Annotated in this window: 19 protein-coding genes; 15 read left to right on the forward strand and 4 right to left on the reverse strand. The window is 41.3% G+C overall.

Going from position 1 to position 19,982, the window contains the following annotated elements:
• Positions 1 to 23 precede the first annotated feature (23 nt).
• From murB to Q0037_RS04775, 9 genes are all read left to right on the forward strand, one after another.
• Complete coding sequence (murB, locus tag Q0037_RS04735; protein WP_297516173.1) at positions 24 to 1,037, forward strand: UDP-N-acetylmuramate dehydrogenase; 1,014 nt, start codon at positions 24 to 26, stop codon at positions 1,035 to 1,037.
• 1 nt (position 1,038) lies between these two features.
• Positions 1,039 to 1,653: an FMN-binding negative transcriptional regulator gene (locus Q0037_RS04740; RefSeq protein ID WP_297516175.1), complete on the forward strand. Its 615-nt coding sequence runs from the start codon at positions 1,039 to 1,041 to the stop codon at positions 1,651 to 1,653.
• Between the two features lie 59 nt (positions 1,654 to 1,712).
• The gene (locus Q0037_RS04745; RefSeq protein ID WP_297516177.1) at positions 1,713 to 2,837 is read left to right on the forward strand and encodes a glycosyltransferase; all 1,125 of its coding nucleotides are present in this window, start codon (positions 1,713 to 1,715) and stop codon (positions 2,835 to 2,837) included.
• Positions 2,828 to 3,376 (forward strand): sigma-70 family RNA polymerase sigma factor, encoded by a 549-nt coding sequence (locus tag Q0037_RS04750; RefSeq protein WP_297516180.1) that lies wholly within the window; start codon positions 2,828 to 2,830, stop codon positions 3,374 to 3,376. The genes Q0037_RS04745 and Q0037_RS04750 overlap by 10 nt, the downstream gene beginning before the upstream one ends.
• A 166-nt stretch (positions 3,377 to 3,542) precedes the next feature.
• Positions 3,543 to 4,364, forward strand: a complete 822-nt coding sequence (locus tag Q0037_RS04755) for an energy transducer TonB (RefSeq protein ID WP_297516183.1) — start codon at positions 3,543 to 3,545, stop codon at positions 4,362 to 4,364.
• A gap of 76 nt (positions 4,365 to 4,440) precedes the next feature.
• Entirely contained in the window at positions 4,441 to 5,685 is a 1,245-nt protein-coding gene (locus Q0037_RS04760; RefSeq protein WP_297516186.1) for an MFS transporter, read from the forward strand.
• A 77-nt stretch (positions 5,686 to 5,762) separates the two neighbouring features.
• The gene (gene lipA, locus Q0037_RS04765) at positions 5,763 to 6,635 is read left to right on the forward strand and encodes a lipoyl synthase (RefSeq protein ID WP_297516189.1); all 873 of its coding nucleotides are present in this window, start codon (positions 5,763 to 5,765) and stop codon (positions 6,633 to 6,635) included.
• An 11-nt stretch (positions 6,636 to 6,646) separates the two neighbouring features.
• A complete protein-coding gene (gene gap, locus Q0037_RS04770) occupies positions 6,647 to 7,645 on the forward strand; it encodes a type I glyceraldehyde-3-phosphate dehydrogenase (protein ID WP_297516191.1) in 999 nt (332 codons plus the stop codon).
• 32 nt (positions 7,646 to 7,677) lie between these two features.
• On the forward strand, positions 7,678 to 9,855 hold the full coding sequence (locus Q0037_RS04775; RefSeq protein ID WP_297516194.1) for an ATP-binding protein: 2,178 nt from the start codon (positions 7,678 to 7,680) through the stop codon (positions 9,853 to 9,855).
• On the opposite strand, the gene Q0037_RS04780 is transcribed toward Q0037_RS04775, so the two are convergent.
• Complete coding sequence (locus tag Q0037_RS04780) at positions 9,847 to 10,668, reverse strand: purine-nucleoside phosphorylase (RefSeq protein WP_297516197.1); 822 nt, start codon at positions 10,666 to 10,668, stop codon at positions 9,847 to 9,849. The two genes, Q0037_RS04775 and Q0037_RS04780, sit on opposite strands and share 9 nt — an antisense overlap.
• A complete protein-coding gene (lpxK, locus tag Q0037_RS04785) occupies positions 10,640 to 11,671 on the reverse strand; it encodes a tetraacyldisaccharide 4'-kinase (RefSeq protein WP_297516200.1) in 1,032 nt (343 codons plus the stop codon). Before lpxK ends, Q0037_RS04780 begins: the two co-directional genes overlap by 29 nt.
• A 48-nt stretch (positions 11,672 to 11,719) precedes the next feature.
• Here lpxK and Q0037_RS04790 point away from each other — a divergent pair, with 48 nt between their 5' ends.
• The 6 genes from Q0037_RS04790 (at position 11,720) to Q0037_RS04815 (ending at position 18,582) form a co-directional block, all read left to right on the forward strand.
• Positions 11,720 to 12,286 carry a hypothetical protein gene (locus Q0037_RS04790; protein ID WP_297516202.1) on the forward strand — a complete coding sequence of 189 codons (567 nt, stop codon included), beginning with the start codon at positions 11,720 to 11,722 and terminating at the stop codon, positions 12,284 to 12,286.
• A 41-nt stretch (positions 12,287 to 12,327) separates the two neighbouring features.
• The gene (locus tag Q0037_RS04795) at positions 12,328 to 13,461 is read left to right on the forward strand and encodes a Nif3-like dinuclear metal center hexameric protein (protein ID WP_297516206.1); all 1,134 of its coding nucleotides are present in this window, start codon (positions 12,328 to 12,330) and stop codon (positions 13,459 to 13,461) included.
• 3 nt (positions 13,462 to 13,464) lie between these two features.
• Positions 13,465 to 14,244, forward strand: coding sequence for a C4-type zinc ribbon domain-containing protein (locus Q0037_RS04800; protein WP_297516209.1), 780 nt, complete (start codon positions 13,465 to 13,467; stop codon positions 14,242 to 14,244).
• A gap of 49 nt (positions 14,245 to 14,293) precedes the next feature.
• Entirely contained in the window at positions 14,294 to 15,127 is an 834-nt protein-coding gene (locus Q0037_RS04805; RefSeq protein WP_297516211.1) for an alpha/beta fold hydrolase, read from the forward strand.
• A gap of 26 nt (positions 15,128 to 15,153) precedes the next feature.
• A complete protein-coding gene (gene rluF, locus Q0037_RS04810) occupies positions 15,154 to 15,879 on the forward strand; it encodes a 23S rRNA pseudouridine(2604) synthase RluF (RefSeq protein ID WP_297516216.1) in 726 nt (241 codons plus the stop codon).
• Positions 15,880 to 16,365: 486 nt separating this feature from the next.
• The gene (locus tag Q0037_RS04815) at positions 16,366 to 18,582 is read left to right on the forward strand and encodes a T9SS type A sorting domain-containing protein (RefSeq protein WP_297516219.1); all 2,217 of its coding nucleotides are present in this window, start codon (positions 16,366 to 16,368) and stop codon (positions 18,580 to 18,582) included.
• On the opposite strand, the gene Q0037_RS04820 is transcribed toward Q0037_RS04815, so the two are convergent.
• Both Q0037_RS04820 and Q0037_RS04825 read right to left on the reverse strand, forming a co-directional pair.
• The gene (locus tag Q0037_RS04820; protein ID WP_297516222.1) at positions 18,583 to 19,071 is read right to left on the reverse strand and encodes a GNAT family N-acetyltransferase; all 489 of its coding nucleotides are present in this window, start codon (positions 19,069 to 19,071) and stop codon (positions 18,583 to 18,585) included.
• Positions 19,071 to 19,958, reverse strand: coding sequence for a bifunctional 5,10-methylenetetrahydrofolate dehydrogenase/5,10-methenyltetrahydrofolate cyclohydrolase (locus Q0037_RS04825; protein WP_297516225.1), 888 nt, complete (start codon positions 19,956 to 19,958; stop codon positions 19,071 to 19,073). The genes Q0037_RS04820 and Q0037_RS04825 overlap by 1 nt, the downstream gene beginning before the upstream one ends.
• Positions 19,959 to 19,982: the final 24 nt, after the last annotated feature.

Below are 19,982 nucleotides of genomic sequence, written 5' to 3' on the forward strand. Positions count from 1 at the left end.
TCTTGCCTTAAGCAATTTCCGTTATGACCATTGAAACCCATTTTTCATTAAAAAAATACAACACCTTTGGCATCGAAGCCTTTGCACAAAAATTTATCGAAGTGCAAACCTTGGATGAATTACAAACCGTGTTGCAACAACACGTAAACGAACCCAAATTTATCCTAGGAGGTGGCAGTAATATGTTGCTGACCCGCGATATTGAAGCCTTGGTAATTCATGTAAATTTGAAAGGCAAAAAGGTAGTAAAAGAGGACGATAACCATGTGTGGGTAGAAGCTATGGCCGGAGAAAACTGGCATGAATTTGTGCTTTGGACCTTGGAGCACAATTATGGTGGTCTTGAAAACATGTCACTAATTCCCGGTAATGTGGGCACGACTCCCGTTCAAAATATTGGGGCGTATGGTGCCGAAATCAAAGACAGCTTTGTTTCATGTGAAACGATAACCCTAGACGGACAGTCGATGCGCACTTTTGATTTGGAAGCCTGCCAATTTGGATACCGCGAAAGTGTTTTCAAACAAGAGGCCAAAGGAATCTATATCATTACTTCGGTCGTTTTTCGCCTTACCAAACGCAACCATAGCATCAATAGTAATTACGGAGATATTCAAGCGGAATTGGCTAAAAATGATCTTGTAACACCTACAATCAAAGACATTAGTAACGCAGTGATAACGATACGTCAACGCAAACTTCCCGACCCGAAAGAGTTGGGCAATAGCGGTAGTTTTTTTAAAAATCCAGTGATTCCCCGCACGCATTTTGAAACGGTACAAGCACAGTTTCCCGATATTAAGTATTATGACGTTTCCCCCACCGAGGTGAAAGTTCCCGCGGGATGGCTTATTGAACAAGCCGGCCTGAAAGGTTATCGAGAAGGCGACGCAGGGGTACATAAAAATCAAGCCTTGGTTTTGGTAAATTATGGCAATGCTTCGGGACAAGACATTTTAAACCTGTCGCAGAAAGTACAGCAAACGGTTTTAGATAAATATGGCATTGCCATTGAAGCCGAAGTAAATATTATTTAGCATGTATATTCCCGAAAATTATAGCCTTTCGAACCCAGAAGAAATGCATGAATTCATTCGGACCAACAATTTTGCCATTCTCGTCAACCAAACCCATGGCCAATTGTGGGCGACTCATATTCCGTTGGTTTTGGACACTAAAGAAGATGGCACGCCTTATCTTTTGGGACATCTCTCCAAACTAAATCCGCAACACGAAGGGTTTTTGGAAAATGATGCAGTCCTTGTGATTTTTTCGGGTCCCCATGCCTACATCTCTTCTTCTTGGTATGACCATGAAAATGTGCCGACTTGGAATTATATCGCGGTGCATGTGTATGGAAAAATTAAAATCCATTCGTATGAAGAAGCGTTGGCGGGCTTGAAAAAGCTTGTTGATCGGCAGGAAGTAGTTTCTGAGCATCCCATTCGAATGGAAAACCTTTCGGAGAGAACCCTACAAGAAGCCCGTGGTATCGTAGGATTTGAAATTGCCATAACGGACATGCAAGGACAGAAAAAACTGTCCCAAAATCGGGATGATAAAAATTACCAACGTATTCTAAATGCCCTCGAAAAAACGGACGATCCAAATACACTTGCCTTGATGCAAGCGATGCGTAAAAACCGTTCGTAAAATGTTAAAATCGAGGTTGTGTATTGCCTAGAGAATCGCTACCTTTGGACTCGCTTTAAATGCAATTTACCACTATGGTTTTAGGGACTCTTTTTGGATTATTTATTGCCGCTGTTGCTGTTCAATTCTTATACTACGTCTTTGTTTTTGGCAAATTTGCTTTTCAAAAAGCCCAACAAGGTGCCCCCAAGCGCATTCCCGTTTCGGTGATTGTCTGTGCCAAAAATGAAGCTGAAAATGTACTGAAATTGGTTCCTCTTTTGGCCGAACAAGACTATCCCCAATTTGAAATTGTATTGATTGACGATGCCTCAAGTGACGATACCTTAGCTCATTTTGAACATTTTGAAACGGCCTATCCCAATATTAAGTTGGTTAAAGTTGAAAACAATGAAGCCTTTTGGGGCAATAAAAAATTTGCCTTAACGCTGGGCATTAAAGCAGCCAAATACGAATACTTATTGTTTACCGACGCCGACTGTTACCCTAATTCCAGTCAATGGATCAAAGAAATGACAGGCCATTTTACGGCGCAAAAGACCATTGTCTTGGGTTACGGTGCTTATGAAAAAGTAAAAGGGTCGTTTTTGAATAAATTAATTCGTTTTGAAACCCTACTTACCGCAACCCAATATTTTGCGTGGGCGCGTTTGGGAAAACCCTACATGGGCGTGGGTCGAAATATGGCATACAAGCGCGAGGAATTCTTCCGGGTTCGGGGATTTATGGACCACATGAAAATACGTTCGGGCGATGATGATTTATTTATCAACCAAGCAGCCAACGGAAAAAATACGGTATGCAGTTATACCCCTGATAGTTTTACCTATTCGCACCCCAAAACTAAATTTAAAGATTGGTTCCAACAAAAGCGTCGTCATGTGGCTACAGCCCAACATTACAAAGGGTTTGACAGCTTTCAATTAGGCGTTTTTTACCTCAGCCAGCTTTTGTTTCTTCTAACTCCAATTGCCTTGTTGGCTTTTCAATACCAATGGATTATTGTGTTGGGATTAATTGGATTTCGGTATATTTTTTGTTGGATAGTTCTGGGAATGGCAGCCGGAAAGTTGAAGGAAAAAGACGTGATGTATTTCTTTCCTTTTATTGAAATTGTACTCATTTTTGCTCAACTCAATGTGGCTTTTACCAATCTTTTCTCAAAACCCGTGCATTGGAAATAATTCATCACATCGAAAAAGCTAAAAAAGGCGATCAAGTGGCCTTTACCTTTTTACTCGACCATTATTGGAATGAGGTGTATGGATTTATGCTCAAACGCACTGAAAATGAGACCGATGCAGAGGATATTACTATTGAAACCTTTTCCAAAGCTTTTGATAAAATAGCCAATTATAATCCCGAGTTCCAATTCAACACCTGGCTCATTGCGATAGCCAAAAATGTCCATATCGACTTGCTTCGTAAACGAAAGTCAGCGCTTTTTGTAGAAATCACCGACGAAGAAGATCAACAAGCGTATAACATTGCTGACACTTCACCTACGGCTGAGGATGAGCTTATTACAGAGCAAAACTTATCCCGTTTGCTGCAATTGATTAAAGAACTCAAACCTCATTATCAAGAGGTCATCCAATTACGGTACTTCCAAGAGTTAAGCTATCAAGAGATTTCAGAACACTTAAATGAACCCCTTAGCAACGTAAAAATTAAACTTTTGCGTGCCAAAAAACTGCTGGCTGAAATCATCCTGGGACGTTAAAACAATACTCCTTTTTATCTTTTTTTGATTAATATTCAATGGTGATGTTAATTTTTTAATTCTCAATGACAATATTGCGATTCATACTGGCGTTATCGTAAAACAACCTTATTTTATCCCTTTTGCCTATGTAAAAAAGATACGCTAACATTAACACATTAGAACTATGAACCATGTAAGTATCTTTGAAAAAAAATGGCTGGATGTCATTTTTGAGGGTAAAAACCAACAGTATGGCGCCTACCAACTTCGGCGCGAAAATGAAAAAACCACCTGGTTAGCCTTTATTTTTGGGCTTTCCTTGCTCACTTTTGGAGTCTTCCTTTTGAGTTCGTTTCACACCAAGCCGGCACCCCATAACAATCTGCCCCCTGTATTAAATGACTCCTTGGTTTTCACTAAAATTGAATTGAAAAAGGAAATTCAAAAAGGCGAATCGGCCAAAGCAAAAGCAACGGAAAATACGGTGAAAAAGTACACCCCTGTCGCGCCTGAATTGGTCCCTGTCGAACCTGAACCTGAGCCTAAAGATCCCATAGTGAATCCGAATCCTGGCGCTGGTAGCGATACAGGCACCAGTACCGATCCGCTTGCCAATGGTGGCGATCCCAATGGCACAAGTACTCACACAACCACAGGTGGCGAACAAGGCAATAGCATTGATCCCAACATTATTGAAAACAGTGTGGGGTTGGATGAACAACCCGAGTTTCCGGGAGGTATCAACCGCTTTTATGAGGAAATCAAACGAAGATTTGACCCAGAAGCCCTCGAAGAAAGCGATAAAGTTCATAAAGTTTTTGTCACTTTTGTCATTGAAAAAAACGGAACGATGACCGACATCCAAATTTTACGCAATGCCGATGAATTGGTTGATAAAGAAGCAATACGTGTTTTACATGCCATCAAAGCCAAATGGCGTCCGGGTCAAAAGAAAGGAGAACCCGTGCGTTCCCGTTTTACCATTCCGATCACAGTTAGTCAATAACTGATATTGTGCTCTCCAAACCGCAGCTAATCCCTGCGGTTTTTTTATTATTTTAGCCCGACAAACCCAACCGTTTATGACCCAATTTTCTACCCAAGAAAAATGGAAACACCTTTTGAGTTTTCCAGTGATTATTGCTGCTTTAGGCTATTTTGTTGATATTTACGACCTATTGCTTTTTGGTATTGTACGTGTTCCTAGTCTCACCGAACTCAACCTTGATGTCGATACCGTGGGGACACAAATCATCAATTACCAAATGACAGGTCTGCTGTTGGGCGGCATTCTTTGGGGTGTTTTTGGGGATAAAAAAGGACGCTTATCGGTGCTCTTTGGGTCTATTCTAGTGTATTCTTTGGCCAATATTGCCTGTGGATTTTTACCACAAATTAATTCTATGGATCAAGCCACCGTTTATGCTTGGTTGCGATTTATTGCTGGTATTGGCTTGGCGGGTGAACTCGGTGCGGGCATTACCTTGGTTTCGGAAAGCTTACCCAAAGAATTACGTGCTTTGGGAACGTCATTGGTCGCTGGTTTTGGATTATTGGGGGCGGTCGTTGCACAACTCACGGTGGAAATGGCCGACAATTGGACCACGGCTTACTTCATCGGGGGTGGTTTGGGACTCTTGTTGTTGGTCCTTCGAATTAGTGTCACCGAAAGCGGAATATACAAGAGCATCGCCGAAGATACAACCTTGTCAAAAGGAAATTTTTTGACCCTATTTACCCACAAAACCCGTTTAATGAAATACCTTAAATGCATCGCTATTGGCTTACCAACGTGGTATTGCATTGGTATCTTAGCGATGATGGCCAATCAATTTGCCCCCGAAATGGGTATTGACACCATCGTTCCAGGGAAAGCGATCATGTGGGCATATGTGGGAATTTCGGTGGGAGATTTTGCCAGTGGTTTCATTTCCCACGCCTTACATTCCCGAAAAAAGGCTATCTTGTACATGATGCTGTTTACGGTTTTGGGCGTGATTGGAATGTTGTTTGGAGGCGCTTACTCTGAACAAAGCTATTACTTTTTCTGCGTTTGGTTGGGACTAGGTACGGGCTATTGGGCGATGTTTGTCACCGTCGCAGCCGAACAGTTTGGCACTAATTTACGCAACACTACGACCACAACAGTACCCAATATGGTTCGCGGTTTACTCCCCGTGATGTTGCTGCTGTTTGATTATTTAAAACAAGATATATCCACCATCCAAGCAGCGATTTGGGTGGGCATTTTGGCATTTTCATTGGGCATTTACGCCACACTAACGATACCCGAAACACACAATAAAGAATTGGATTTTTTGGAGTAACAAACGATTCTTAAAACTTTAACACATCACCGAATTTCTCAAATTTAGATTGTATTTTTGTATTCAATTTTCCAACTATGCACACAGAAACTACCAACGTATTGCCTCCCCAAGGAAAACCCAAATGGCTGAAAGTCAAGTTGCCCATTGGTCAAAAATATACTGAATTACGGGGGCTTGTTGACAAATATAAACTCAATACGATTTGCACCTCGGGAAGCTGTCCCAATATGGGAGAATGTTGGGGTGAAGGTACTGCAACGTTTATGATTTTGGGCAACATTTGTACGCGTTCGTGTGGATTCTGTGGGGTTAAAACCGGACGGCCTGAGAGTGTAGATTGGGACGAACCTGAAAAAGTAGCCCGTTCAATTAAAATCATGCGGATCAAACATGCGGTTATTACCAGTGTAGATCGCGACGATCTGAAGGACATGGGCTCTATCATTTGGTTGGAAACGGTTGAAGCCATCCGACGCATGAATCCCGAAACTACATTGGAGACCTTAATTCCCGACTTTCAGGGTATTCACCGACACATCGATCGCATTGTGGAAGCCAACCCTGAAGTGGTATCGCACAACATGGAAACTGTACGACGTTTAACCCGTGAAGTGCGTATTCAAGCTAAATACGACCGTAGTTTGGAAGTGCTTCGCTATTTAAAAGAAAAAGGAATTCGCCGAACCAAATCGGGTATCATGTTGGGATTGGGTGAAACGGAAGCCGAAGTCATTGAAACCATGCAAGACTTACGCAAGGCCAATGTAGATATTGTAACCTTAGGTCAGTATTTACAACCTACCAAGAAACATTTACCTGTAAAAGAATTCATTACCCCTGAGCAGTTTGAAAAATATGAACGCATTGGGAAAGAAATGGGATTCCGTCATGTGGAAAGTGGAGCGTTGGTTCGATCGAGTTACCATGCTGAAAAGCACATTCTATAACTGCAGAACGCATGCAAAAAATTCGAGTTGCCATCAACGGATACGGACGTATCGGCCGCAATTTGTTCCGGTTATTGTGGAACCATGATGCGATTGAGGTCGTTGCAATTAATGACATTGCCGATACGGCTACGATGGCCCATCTGACCCGTTACGACAGTATCCATGGGCGGTTTGGCTTTCCTGTTTTTGCAGAAGACGATTTTTTAGTAGTTGACGGACACAAAATTCCCTTTTTTCACGAAAGAAATATTGCTGCAATTCCATGGGGATCCGTTGATGTTGATGTCGTAGTAGAAGCTACAGGGAAATTTAAAAATTACGACACATTATACCAACATATTGAAGCAGGGGCTAAAAAAGTGATTTTATCAGCTCCCTCGGAAGTTCCTGAAATCAAAACGATAGTCTTAGGCGTGAACGAAAAGGATCTTGACGGAACCGAGCGGATTATTTCCAATGCGAGTTGTACCACCAACAATGCTGCGCCAATGATTCAAATCATTGAAGAATTGTGTGGCATCGAGCAAGCCTACATCACCACCGTGCATTCGTATACTACTGACCAAAGTTTGCACGACCAACCTCATAAAGATTTACGTCGTGCCCGTGGCGCTTCACAATCAATTGTACCAACCACTACTGGTGCCGCTAAAGCGTTGACCAAGATATTTCCGCATATGGAGGGTAAAATTGGAGGCTGCGGTATTCGGGTTCCTGTAGCTGATGGTTCGCTCACCGATATTACCTTTAATGTAAAACGCGATGTGAGTATTCCAGAAATTAATCAAGCCTTTCAAAAAGCAGCTCAAGGCCACTATAAAAACATCCTTGATTATACCGAAGACCCCATTGTTTCTGTGGATGTAATTGGGAATACACATTCTTGTCTTTTCGATGCGCAACTCACTTCTGTCATCGACCGAATGGTTAAAGTCGTCGGATGGTATGACAATGAAATCGGGTATTCCTCGCGATTGGTCGAATTAATTCGATTGATTTCCAAATAATTTTATTATTTTGTATTTCATTTTGCCCTGTAATGAGAAAACTGTGGTTTTTCATCCTATTCACTTGTGTCGTTTCGGCACAAAAAAAGGTATCGAAGCCTTTCGATAGCGTAGTCTATTATTTTGAACAAATTCAATACCATAAAAAAGCGAATAACTATAGAAATTGTCTCAATTATGCAAAAAAAGCAATTGATTTTGCGCAAAAGAAAAGCGATGAAAAAGCGCTAGGAGATGGTTACTTCAATTTGGGACTCATTTATTTTGATCTAAAAAAGAATGAAGATGCCGTAGATGCTTTTGTGCGAAGTATTGCTATTTATTCAACCCAATCGCCATCTCGCGAACAAGCACTTTGTTATTACTATTTGGGACTCACCTATATCGAACAAAACAATACCGCTTTGGCTGAAAACAATTTGAATAAAGCCCAAGCAATTTATGATAAGTTAAAAGTCCATAGTGCCATTGAAATGATTAACCTGCAACGTGCTATTGTATATAAACGTATGGGGAGAATTAATCAAGCAAAAGGACTCTTGGAAAAAATTGTAAGTCTCACTGACACTGTTCATAACCGGAAAGTTAAACCAGAAGCCTTGTATCATTTGGGCATTATGGAGAAGAATAAAATGCGTAATAATTTGGCATTGAATTATATGACTCGGGCTTTGAAACAATCAGAAGGGCAAGCGGGTTTACAAGCCAAAGTGCTCCTTGCTTTAAGTGAAATCTATGAAAAAAATGCCAACCTCGAACTTTCACATGCCTTTCTAAAGCGTTATGTCCAATTAAAAGAAAAAAATGATATTCAACACCTCCAAAAAATTGAACCTATTGATTTTGACTCTTTTAAAAACGCTGAGAAGTTAAAACATGCTGAACAATTGGAACGGGAAAATGAGAGTCAAATTAAAGCAAAAAATTTTGCCAAACTGATTAGTATTTTGGCCATTGCTTTGATTTCAATTCTCTCTTTATTAAGTTTATCACTATACAAAAACAACATTCTACGCAACGAATCCAACAAATTACTTCAAGAGAAAAACCGCGAGTTAGAAATCGCCAAAGAACGGGCTGAAAATGCCACCAAAGCCCGTTCCGAATTTCTTTCAACGGTAAGTCACGAATTGCGTACGCCTTTGAATGCCATCAATGGAATCACGCATTTGTTGATTGAGGAAAGCCCTAAAGAAAGTCAGATTGAATATTTAAACTCTCTAAAGTTTTCTGGAAATTACTTATTGACTTTTATCAATGATATCCTAGAAATCAACCGAATTGAATCGGAAAATGTTCCTATTGAAAATATTCATTGTGCTTTTCATACACAACTTAAAAACATCCAAAATTCCTTTAAAGAGATTGCACAAGAGAATAACAATATTTTTGAAATTGATATTGACAATTCGATTCCTGAACAGCTTATTTGTGACCCGACGAAATTATCACAAATCATTATCAATTTAGTAAACAACGCACTTAAGTTTACCAAAAATGGTCACGTACGTTTGTGCACTCATTTGGAAGAAATTCAGGACAAAACCATCAAAATAAAATTCCAAGTGTCCGATAACGGAATTGGCATCCCTGAAGACAAACAACATGAAATCTTCGAAAGTTTTTCACAAGGATCAATAGAAATCAATCGCAAATACGGTGGCACAGGTTTGGGATTAGCTATTGTAAAACGATTAGTCGAGTTGTTGGGTGGCACCATCACCTTAAACAGTAAGGTGGGTCTTGGAACCACGTTTACTTTCATTTTGCCTTTTCAAGTAAGCGAAACGTTGATTGAAGAAAAAAATTCATCCTTACCCGAAGAACATGTTGAAACCGTCGTAGAAGGAAAACGCATTTTGTTGGTAGAAGACAATAAAATCAACCAAATGATCACCAAAAAAATGTTGGAAAATCGCGGCATGACCTGTCGCATTGTTGATAATGGCGAAGACAGCGTTACGCTACTCCGAAAAGAGCCCAATAGCTATGACTTGATATTGATGGACGTTCATTTACCCGGCATTAACGGAACCATCGCGACGCAACAAATTAGAGAATTTAATACCCATATTCCGATTATTGCACTAACGGCTATTTCTTTAAATGAAAATCGAGAAATGCTCCTCTCTTATGGGATGACCGAGGTATTGACGAAGCCTTTTGAACCTGAAAAATTCTACAAAATCATTACCGATCACTTACTCTAGGGAGTCCGTTTGAATAAGTTCACGAATCAGTAAGCGCACCTGAGGTTCGGCCTTTTGCGCCGCTTTGAGCACTTCAGTATGGTTGACTACTTCAATGCTTTCTTCATTGCCCATATCGGTAATGACTGACAATCCGAAAACCTCCATTTCCATATGACGCGCAACGATGACTTCAGGAACCGTGGACATGCCCACACAATCGGCACCTAAAATTTTAACCATACGGTATTCAGCCAAAGTCTCAAATGTTGGCCCCTGCAACGCTAAATAAATGCCTTCGTGGACAGGAAATCCTGCTTGTAGGGCTATGGCATGCGCTTGGGCAATCATTTTACGACTGTAAGGAGCACTCATATTTACAAAACGGGGACCGAAACGATCCTCATTGGCGCCACGCAACGGATGCTCAGGCATCATATTAATATGATCGGTAAGCAACACGATAGAACCCACTTGGTAATGGGGATTTACTCCACCCGAAGCGTTGGAAACAATAAGTGTAGACACCCCTAATCCTTTCATCACCCGAACAGGAAAGGTCACTTGCTGCATAGAATATCCTTCATAATAATGAAATCGCCCTTGCATGGCCACAACTTTTTTGGCTCCTATGGTTCCAAAAACCAAAGCGCCTTGGTGCCCTTGAACAGTTGAAATGGGGAAATGCGGAATTTCTGCATAAGGTAAAACGTATTCTATTTGGATATCCTCGGTAAAACTCCCTAAACCCGAGCCCAAAATCACACCGTAATCGGGTGAAAATGACGTTGCTTTTTTGATGTAATTAACGGTTTCTTGTACTTGTTCCCACATAGTCTTCAATTAATTGTTTCCATTGGTTTTCATTGTGCAAAAGTTGACTTTGCATGGGAAGATAATACAGCGGTAATTGCAGTCCTTTTCCGTGTAAGCGAACAAAATCCTTTTCTGTCGTAATCACTATTTTACCTAAATACTCCCGATTTATTCGTTCAATATCTTGCGGAGTAAAAGAGTGATGATCTGGAAATCGAAGGGTTTGACTTTCGGTTGCTCCCACAAACTCCAAAAAGGGTTTTGGCTTCTCAATTCCAGTAACAAACACGCAATCTGATTTGTTTACACTTGACCACTCTAATCGTTTTTGGTCATCATATACCCCATCTTCATAAACAATTGTACTAAAAAAAACTGGTGCGGAGGCGTGCAAACGTTGTCGTATCTTCTGCTGTGCAAGTTCCGACAAATTGGGGGGACATTTTGTGATAATTATCATATGGGCACGTTGTACCCCTGAAGCAAACTCGCGTAAGGTTCCAGAAGGCAACATCCAATCGTCACAATACAAATCATCGTAGGCCGTCAACAGGATATAAAACCCCGCTTTTACCCGTCGGTGTTGAAAGGCATCATCCAGCAAAACAAGTTCGGGTTGCGGCTTGCGAGCAAGTAATTGTGTAATACCCCGCACGCGATCGGCATCCACAGCTACGGTGACTTCGGGAAACTTACGGTGGATTTGATACGGCTCATCCCCTAAGATAGCTTCTTTTGAAGACGCATCTGTGAGGTCATTGGCCACCCAATACCCTTTGGATTTACGGCGATAGCCTCGACTAAGGGTAGCGATGCGGTAATGGGGTTGTAAAAGTCGAATTAACTGTTCAATCTGCGGCGTTTTCCCCGTTCCACCTACACTTAAATTGCCCACCGCAATAATGGGCACGGGAAAAGTATGGGAACGTAAAATACCCAAATCGTATGCACTATTACGCAGGGCGGTAATTCCCCCGTAAAGGAGGGCAAAAGGGAAAAGTAGAATACGCAAAATAATCATATTACGAAAGTAACATTTTTTTATCTTTGAGCGATGGAATACCAAAAAATGAAAGGTTTCTGGGTGATACTATGGACATTTATTGGCTTGTTGGGACAGGCTCAAAATACGTATTCCGACAATGCTGTGTTACTAAAATTGCTGTTGAATCGGTTTTATGCCCAAGAAAAACCCATTGTAAAAAATAGGTTGCAATTGCTTTACTTTTACCGCGACAAAGCGCCCAATACCCTTGAAATTTGGGACGGCTGTCGCAACCATCCGATTCTACAATCCCAGTTGGAGGCTATCAAAAAGCAAGTGCAAACCCCAAAAGCTCCTGAAACATGGGAGGCTGAATTTTCTCTTTTGTTTATGAAAGAAAATCATTATTTGAAGCAAAAAGTGCAACAACCCGTTACGCTGGAACAATTTGAGATGTACACCCAACGCTATGGTGAAAACAATCAGCGCATGATGATCGTAAATCAACCGATTTATCTCGCCCATGACTATTGTTTAATCAAAGTAGGATTTTACCGCTCGATTGAACACAACAGTGGCAGTTTTTTATTGTTTCAAAAAAAGGGAGACACATGGCATTTCATCGATGAGTTTAATCGTTGGGAAACTTGATTGCCTACCTTTACTAATGCTGTTTTTTATACAACAATACTATGACCACAAACACTTCATTTACCTTGCGCCAATTGATTCCTTTATTGGAGGAACTTACACCAACTGCTTATGCTGAGGATTTTGACAATGTGGGCCTTTTGGTAGGAGACCCTGACGCGAAGGTATCCGGGATTATAGTTTGCCACGATGCGCTTGAACCCGTTATTGACGAAGCGGTTACACGGCAATGCAATGTTGTCGTTTGTTTTCATCCCATCCTTTTTTCGGGGATTAAAAAAATCACAGGAAAGAATTATGTGGAGCGGGCTGTTCGAAAGGCTATCAAAAATGATATTGCGATTTATGCTGTCCACACGGCTTTGGATAACCATCCTAATGGAGTAAATAAAATTTTGTGCGACGCATTGGGCATTATCGAGTCGAAAGTATTGATTCCGAAAAATGATTTTATACAAAAACTGGTCACCTATGCTCCTGTTGAACAAGCCGCTACCCTTCGGGATGCCTTGTTTGACGCAGGCGCAGGCCGTATCGGAAACTACGAAAACTGCAGCTTCAATTCGATAGGTATTGGAACCTATCAAGGCAATGATAACAGCAATCCGGTTATGGGTCAACGCCACGAATGGGTAAGCGCCGAAGAACAAAAAATTGAAGTAACATTTGAAAAACACCTCCAAAAACAAATCCTTCAAGCGCTCTTTAAGCACCATTGCTACGAAGAAGTGGGCTTTGAAGTTTACAATTTACAAAACACACACCAAAACTTGGGATTGGGACGAATAGGTAAACTCCCCAGTCCCCGAGATGCAAGAGAATTTTTATTGGAGGTAAAAGAAAAATTACAGTGTGGCGGTATTCGCCATTCGGCTTTTTTGGAGCGAAAAATTGAACGAGTTGCCGTTTTGGGTGGTTCGGGAAGTTTTGCCATAAAAAATGCGCTAGCAGCCGATGCTGATTTGTATATCACCTCCGATTTAAAATACCATAATTACTTCGAAGCAGAGGGGAAAATGATCTTAGCAGACGTGGGACATTTTGAAAGTGAAAGATTTACAAAAAATTATATAGTTGATTTTCTTAAAGAAAAAATTACTAATTTTGCACCCATTCCGCTATCGAGTGGAATTCAAGTATCAGAAGTAAATACAAACCCGGTTAAGTACTTATAAAATATGGCTACTACAAAAGAAATGAGCGTTGAAGAAAAATTAAGAGCGCTATATGATTTACAGCTAATTGATTCCCGCATTGATGAAATCAGAAGTGTACGCGGCGAATTACCGCTTGAAGTAGAAGATTTGGAAGATGAAGTAACCGGATTGACCACCCGTTTGGACAAATTACAATTGGAACTGAATCAAATTGAGGACAGTATCAAGTTGAAAAAAAGTGCGATTGAAGGCCACCAGGCGTCGATTAAGCGTTATGCAGAGCAACAAAAAGAAGTTCGTAACAACCGAGAATTCAACGCCTTGACCAAAGAAATTGAATACCAAGAATTGGAAATTCAATTGGCTGAAAAGCAAATCAAAGAAATGAAAGCTTCGATTGAACATAAAAAAGAAGCGTTGGGGCAGACCAAAGAAAAATTGGACCAAAAATCTACTCACTTAAAACATAAAAAAGCGGAGTTAAACGATATTATGGCCGAAACACAAAAAGAAGAAAACTTTTTGATGGAAAAATCAGCGGAATATCGCGATGGTATCGAAGACCGTTTGTTGGCGGCTTACGACCGTATTCGTAAAAGTGTTCGCAATGGATTGGCCGTAGTGTCGATTGAGCGTGGCGCTTCAGTGGGATCGTTTTTTACGATTCCCCCACAAACCCAAGTGGAGATTGCTGCTCGTAAAAAAATCATTACCGACGAACATTCCGGTCGCATTTTAGTCGACAATGTTTTGGCACAAGAAGAACGAGAAAAAATGCAACAATTGTTTGCATCCATCTAAAACATAAGGCCACCCCACGGTGGCTTTTTTATTTAATCCCCTCGCGCCTATGATTCAACTGCTACTTGCCAAAACCTTGGGGCTCTACCTCAACCTCATGAGTTATGTGTATCCCAAACATGCCTACCGTTTGGCGTATCGTTTTTTCAGTCAACCGCGAAAAGGAAGGTTCAAGGCCGAAAAACCTCCGAAGATTTTACAACGCGCCCAATGGGAAAAACATGCGTTGGATACCCATGTGATTCAAACCTATGTTTGGCAAGGGAATGAAGAGGTAATTCTTCTTGTACACGGATGGGAAAGCAATGCCTCACGATGGAAAAAGCTCATCAAACCTCTTCTCAAAACGGGAAAAACAATTATAGCTCTTGATGCTCCGGCGCATGGATTGTCGAGTGGAAACGAGTTTAACGTCCCATTGTACGCAGAATTCATTCACAAAATAGTGGCGCGCTACCAACCTACCATTCTTATTGGTCATTCGGTAGGAGGTAATGCCATTGCGTATTATCAAAAACATTATCCGCATCCGGCGCAAAAGTTAATTCTTCTCGGGGCGCCGTCCGATTTTAAAATTATTCTAAAAAATTATATCATATTGCTTGGGTTAAACCGTCGAATTTACCGCTTTCTAAAGGCGTACACCCAAAAACGATTTGATGTGACCATTGAATCTTTTTCGGCGGCTTTGTTTGTTGAATCGCTGACTTTACCGGGAATCATTGTTCACGACAAAGAAGATACAGTGGTTTTGTGGGAGGAAAGTGAAAAAATCGCGAAAGCTTGGCCTCATGCGGAGTTCATTACCACACGCGGACTCGGACACAGTTTGCATGATGCGTATTTGTATCAAACCTTGATTGATTTTATTGAAAAACCGTAATCGTTGCGAATCGCTATCTTTGTGTCATGACACGATTGAATAAATTTCTTTCCGAATCAGGGTACTGTTCCCGTCGGGAGGCTGACCGCCTTATTGAACAAGGGCGTATTACCGTGAATGGAATGCGTCCTGAAATGGGAACAAAAGTTGGCCCCGAAGACCGCATTTGTGTAGATGGAAAACCGATACACAACGACCAAGAGCAACGAATTTATTTGGCGTTTCACAAACCGGTAGGCATTGAATGCACGACCAACACTTCGGTGAAAAACAACGTTATTGACTACCTCAACTATCCCGAGCGCATTTTCCCTATTGGCCGTTTGGACAAAGCGAGTGAGGGTCTTTTGCTAATGACCAACGACGGAGATATTGTCAACAAAATTCTTCGGGCACGGAACAATCACGAGAAAGAATACATCGTAACGGTAGATAAACCGTTGACCGATCGCTTTATCGAACGGATGCGTAAAGGCGTTCCCATTTTGGACACGGTGACACGACCTTGTCCGGTGAAAGCGATAAGTCGGTATGTATTTCGTATTACCTTGACGCAGGGATTGAACCGACAAATTCGACGCATGTGTTCGTACCTTGGGTATGAAGTGACGGCCTTGAAGCGTACTCGCATCATGAATATCTCGCTTGATATTCCCGTGGGGAAATACCGCCCCCTCACCTCAAAAGAAATGGCACAATTGAACACCTTGCTTGCGGATTCAAGTAAAACTGCAGAAGCGAAAGGGTTATGAATTAGGAGTTATGAATTATGAGTTATGAGTTGCAATCCTCGAGGAAAAGGGGTGTTTAATCGTAAGTTTGGGGTGAGTACTCAGTAGCTGTTGGTGTAGCATTTCTTTTATGTACATTCGTACTGTGTTATTCATCTATTTATTCGCCTTTGAAAAAACGATACAAAACAAATATGAAAGCAACGTATTGTATTGTTCTGACTACTGATTCACCTTTGGTTTAGTCGCAACTGCGCGTACATTTTGTCTGCTTCGCTGAGGAAAGCGGGGGCGGCTGGACCCGAATCGGTTAACTATAGTTCCTTATCCAACCTTTATAAATTGCAGTGTAATGTGAACCCCGATCCTTTCGGGGTTTATTATTTTGATGACAAATCAGGATTCACTCCGATTTATCCCTTCGTTTTTAACGAAATAAATGCTTAATTGAAAAATAAATACTACTTTTGATAGACGTCGAATCAAGTATCACACCCATTATTACGGATGAAAAGAGTATTACTTGCTTTTCTAACACTGCTTCCTGTAGTGGTCTGGACTCAGGCCTTAGTTATTCCTGACGTTAACTTTAAGAGCAAATTATTACAAGCTTCACCTCAAAACAGCATCGCAAGAAATCAAAACGGTGTTGCTATTGCCATTGACACCAACCATAACGGTGCCATTGAGATCAATGAAGCCGATGCCGTGTTTCATTTGGATATAAACAATACCAATAGCCCATCATCGACAAAAATTGTTTCATTAGAGGGATTGGAAGCTTTTAACCAACTGCGGGTTTTATTCTGTCAAGACAATTCCATAACCTCGATACCTGAGGCTACGTTTGCCTCACTCAACCAATTGGGATGCCGTAACAATCCACTAGAGACAATATCCTTGCTATCGGCAACGCAACTACAATGGTTGGATTGTCGTAACACCCAATTGCAGTCGTTGTCTTTGGCACCCAATGTACCACTCGTGTTTTTGGACGCTTCACACAATCAACTAACGCAAATTTCTGGCTTTGGATTGGCAGCGCTTTCTTTAGTGAACTTACGTAACAACCCTCTGACTACGCTATCCTTAAACGGAGCTACTGCGCTTTCGCATTTGACGCTTTCGCATACCTTTTTAACTTATTTGGATGTTTCTATCTATCGCAATTTGGTGTTTTTGGATTTGAGTCATAATATGTTACTTACCCAAGTTAATTTGAAAAACGGTAGTTTTGAAAGTGGTTTGAATTTAAGCAACACGCCTCAGTTACACTACATATGTACTGACGAATCTACTTTGGAACGCGCATCAGTGCTGTATCAAGTAGCCCTCAACTCGGGTAGCACAAGCTGTGAAGTAAACAGTTATTGTACATTTATTCCCGGTGGAATGTCGTATGCCTTGAAAGGCATGCTGCGTTTGGACACACAAAATGACGGATGTCAACCTACGGATGCACCCTTTACCCCTTACAAAATAGCAATCACTGCATCGGGTAGCACGCAATGGGTTCAGCCTTCTGCAACGGGAAGCTACAACATTGGCCTAGTTGCGGGGAGCTATTCGTGCGCCCCTGTGTTGGAAAATCCCAATTATTTTTCGGTGAATCCAACAAGTGTACAAGTTCATTTTCCTACTAAAGCTTCCCCTTTTACTACTGATTTTTGTGTGACTCCCAACGGCAATCATGCCGATATGGAGGTGTTCATCACCCCTTTGGAGGAGGCTTTTGCCGGATATTCGAGTCGGTACAAGATTACGTGTAAAAACAAAGGAACTACCGCTGTTTCGGGTATGGTTATTTGGAATTATGATACGAGTGTATGTGAAGTAATTTCAAGTTTTCCTGAAGCCAATTCCGATGTTGCTGGACAACTTCAATGGCAGTTTGATGCCATTGCGCCGGGGACAAGCATCAGTTATACCATCACCCATTTACTGAATTCTCCGTTGGATAATCCGCCGCTAGTTTCGAGCGATGTGTTGGAATACACAGCGCAGGTTAGTGGCTTTTCCGATGTGTCTCCCCTTGACAATACGTTTACCTTAAAGCAGACCGTAGTTAACTCCATGGATCCCAATAATAAAATATGTTTGGAGGGAACAAGCATCACACCCGATAAAGTGGGTGATTACATCCACTATTTAATACGGTTTGAAAACTTGGGCACGTCGAATGCACGAAATGTAGTCATTCATGATGTAATTGATGCCTCAAAATTGAATATGAGCAGTATTGTTGCCCTCGATGCGAGTCATCCTTATGAAATGCGCGTGTATCCGAATCAGACCGTTGATTTTATATTTGAAAACATAAATTTACCCTTTGATGATGCCTCGAATGATGGCTACGTTTTATTTAAAATCAAAACCCAACCCACCCTAACTTTGGGCGATGTATTTAGTAATACTGCAGCAATTCATTTTGATTACAATGCACCTATTATTACGAATACATTCACCACTACAGTCCAAGCATTGAGTCTTACTCCCCCTTTAAATCCTTCGCTTACCCTATTCCCAAATCCAACGAAGGGGGTATTGTTTTTGAATGATGATCAATATACAATAGCTACCGTTTATGATTTCACGGGACGCCAATTGGCAATACTCCCCATAGTGAATCGTGAAATTGATACCACTTCACTCGTTAATGGAACCTATTTATTGCGTTTGGAAGGTGAAACAACAGCAACGGTTCGTTTTTGTAAGAGCAACTAACTACAATAGCTTTTTTTCCATAACAAAATCTTCCATCAAATATCCTTCACCGATAGGAATATCTATGGTTTCAACGGTTTGAAATCCTTTTTTTTGGTAAAAAAATTGCGCGTTGTTAAATCGGTTCACATTGAGTCGGAGCGTATGTTGCCCAGATTGGATTGCGCGTTGTTCGATGGCTTCCAATAAGGCACTCCCCCAGCCCTTATGTTGTTGAGCGGTACGAACATACAACTTATGCAATTGGGTAACTCCGGGAGTATAATCCAGTTGATAGGCTGCAAACCCTTGGGCTACATGATTATCTTCTAGAATTAGAAACTGCTGTCCAGCCGCCATTTGCCGTTGCAACGCTTCAAGCGCATAAAACATATCCAACATATAGGAGAGTTGTGCAGGCGATAAAATGGAGGCATAAACTTCTGGCCAGATTTGGTGTGCTAACGTCTGAATTACTATACAATCATCGGGCGTAGCGGGTCGTATCATTAGGCTAATTTCATGCGTTTTTGTTCCCGTGCCAGCAAGGTGTTTTTTAACAACATGGCAATGGTCATCGGACCTACGCCACCGGGGACAGGCGTGATGTAGGAGGCTTTTTTGGAAACATTTTCAAAATCGACATCGCCAACTATGCGATAGCCTTTGGGAGTAGATTCGTCGGGAATACGGGTGATTCCAACGTCAATAACTACGACATCATCTTTGACCATTTCGGCTTTAAGAAAATTAGGCACACCCAATGCCGTTATGATGATATCCGCTTGCGTGGTAATTTGACTGATATTTTTGGTGTGGCTATGGGTTAGTGTTACAGTAGAATTGCCTGGGAAATGATTCCTTCCCATTAAGATGCTCATGGGGCGACCTACAATATGACTTCGCCCGATAACTACCGTATGCTTCCCTTTGGTTTGTACGTCGTACCGTTCTAACAATTCCAGGATTCCGTAGGGTGTGGCGGGTATGAAGGTGGTCATGTCTAGGGCCATTTTACCAAAGTTCTCGGGGTGGAATCCATCAACGTCTTTACTGGGATCGATGGACATCAAAATGTGTTGGGTATCAATTTGTTTGGGTAAAGGTAACTGTACAATAAACCCATCAATGGTATCATCTTCGTTGAGTTCTTTAATTTTTTTTAGCAACTCGGTTTCCGACGTTGTACTCGGCATACGAATGAGGGTTGATTCAAATCCAACGCGCTCACAAGCTTTGACTTTACTATTAACATAGGTTAAACTGGCTCCGTCATTTCCGACAATAATCGCGGCCAAATGGGGTACCTTTTCGTTATTGTCACGCATCTTCTGTACCTCGTCAGTAATTTCATTTTTAATATCTTCAGAAACTTTTTTTCCGTCTAAAATAATCATGTATGTTGTGGTTTAGTAGTGTTT

The sequence above is a fragment of the Flavobacterium sp. genome, from assembly GCF_027482425.1.
Lineage (GTDB): Bacteria > Bacteroidota > Bacteroidia > Flavobacteriales > Flavobacteriaceae > Flavobacterium.

Coding starts and splice junctions, on each gene's coding strand:
- Q0037_RS04800 (WP_297516209.1), top strand. CDS start 13,465: ATGGCTACTACAAAAGAAATGAGCGTTGAAGAAAAATTAAGAGCGCTA.
- gap (WP_297516191.1), top strand. CDS start 6,647: ATGCAAAAAATTCGAGTTGCCATCAACGGATACGGACGTATCGGCCGC.
- Q0037_RS04755 (WP_297516183.1), top strand. CDS start 3,543: ATGAACCATGTAAGTATCTTTGAAAAAAAATGGCTGGATGTCATTTTT.
- murB (WP_297516173.1), top strand. CDS start 24: ATGACCATTGAAACCCATTTTTCATTAAAAAAATACAACACCTTTGGC.
- rluF (WP_297516216.1), top strand. CDS start 15,154: ATGACACGATTGAATAAATTTCTTTCCGAATCAGGGTACTGTTCCCGT.
- Q0037_RS04775 (WP_297516194.1), top strand. CDS start 7,678: ATGAGAAAACTGTGGTTTTTCATCCTATTCACTTGTGTCGTTTCGGCA.
- lpxK (WP_297516200.1), bottom strand. CDS start 11,671: ATGATTATTTTGCGTATTCTACTTTTCCCTTTTGCCCTCCTTTACGGG.
- Q0037_RS04745 (WP_297516177.1), top strand. CDS start 1,713: ATGCAATTTACCACTATGGTTTTAGGGACTCTTTTTGGATTATTTATT.
- Q0037_RS04805 (WP_297516211.1), top strand. CDS start 14,294: ATGATTCAACTGCTACTTGCCAAAACCTTGGGGCTCTACCTCAACCTC.
- Q0037_RS04760 (WP_297516186.1), top strand. CDS start 4,441: ATGACCCAATTTTCTACCCAAGAAAAATGGAAACACCTTTTGAGTTTT.
- Q0037_RS04815 (WP_297516219.1), top strand. CDS start 16,366: ATGAAAAGAGTATTACTTGCTTTTCTAACACTGCTTCCTGTAGTGGTC.
- Q0037_RS04740 (WP_297516175.1), top strand. CDS start 1,039: ATGTATATTCCCGAAAATTATAGCCTTTCGAACCCAGAAGAAATGCAT.
- Q0037_RS04795 (WP_297516206.1), top strand. CDS start 12,328: ATGACCACAAACACTTCATTTACCTTGCGCCAATTGATTCCTTTATTG.
- Q0037_RS04790 (WP_297516202.1), top strand. CDS start 11,720: ATGAAAGGTTTCTGGGTGATACTATGGACATTTATTGGCTTGTTGGGA.
- lipA (WP_297516189.1), top strand. CDS start 5,763: ATGCACACAGAAACTACCAACGTATTGCCTCCCCAAGGAAAACCCAAA.
- Q0037_RS04820 (WP_297516222.1), bottom strand. CDS start 19,071: ATGATACGACCCGCTACGCCCGATGATTGTATAGTAATTCAGACGTTA.
- Q0037_RS04780 (WP_297516197.1), bottom strand. CDS start 10,668: ATGTGGGAACAAGTACAAGAAACCGTTAATTACATCAAAAAAGCAACG.
- Q0037_RS04825 (WP_297516225.1), bottom strand. CDS start 19,958: ATGATTATTTTAGACGGAAAAAAAGTTTCTGAAGATATTAAAAATGAA.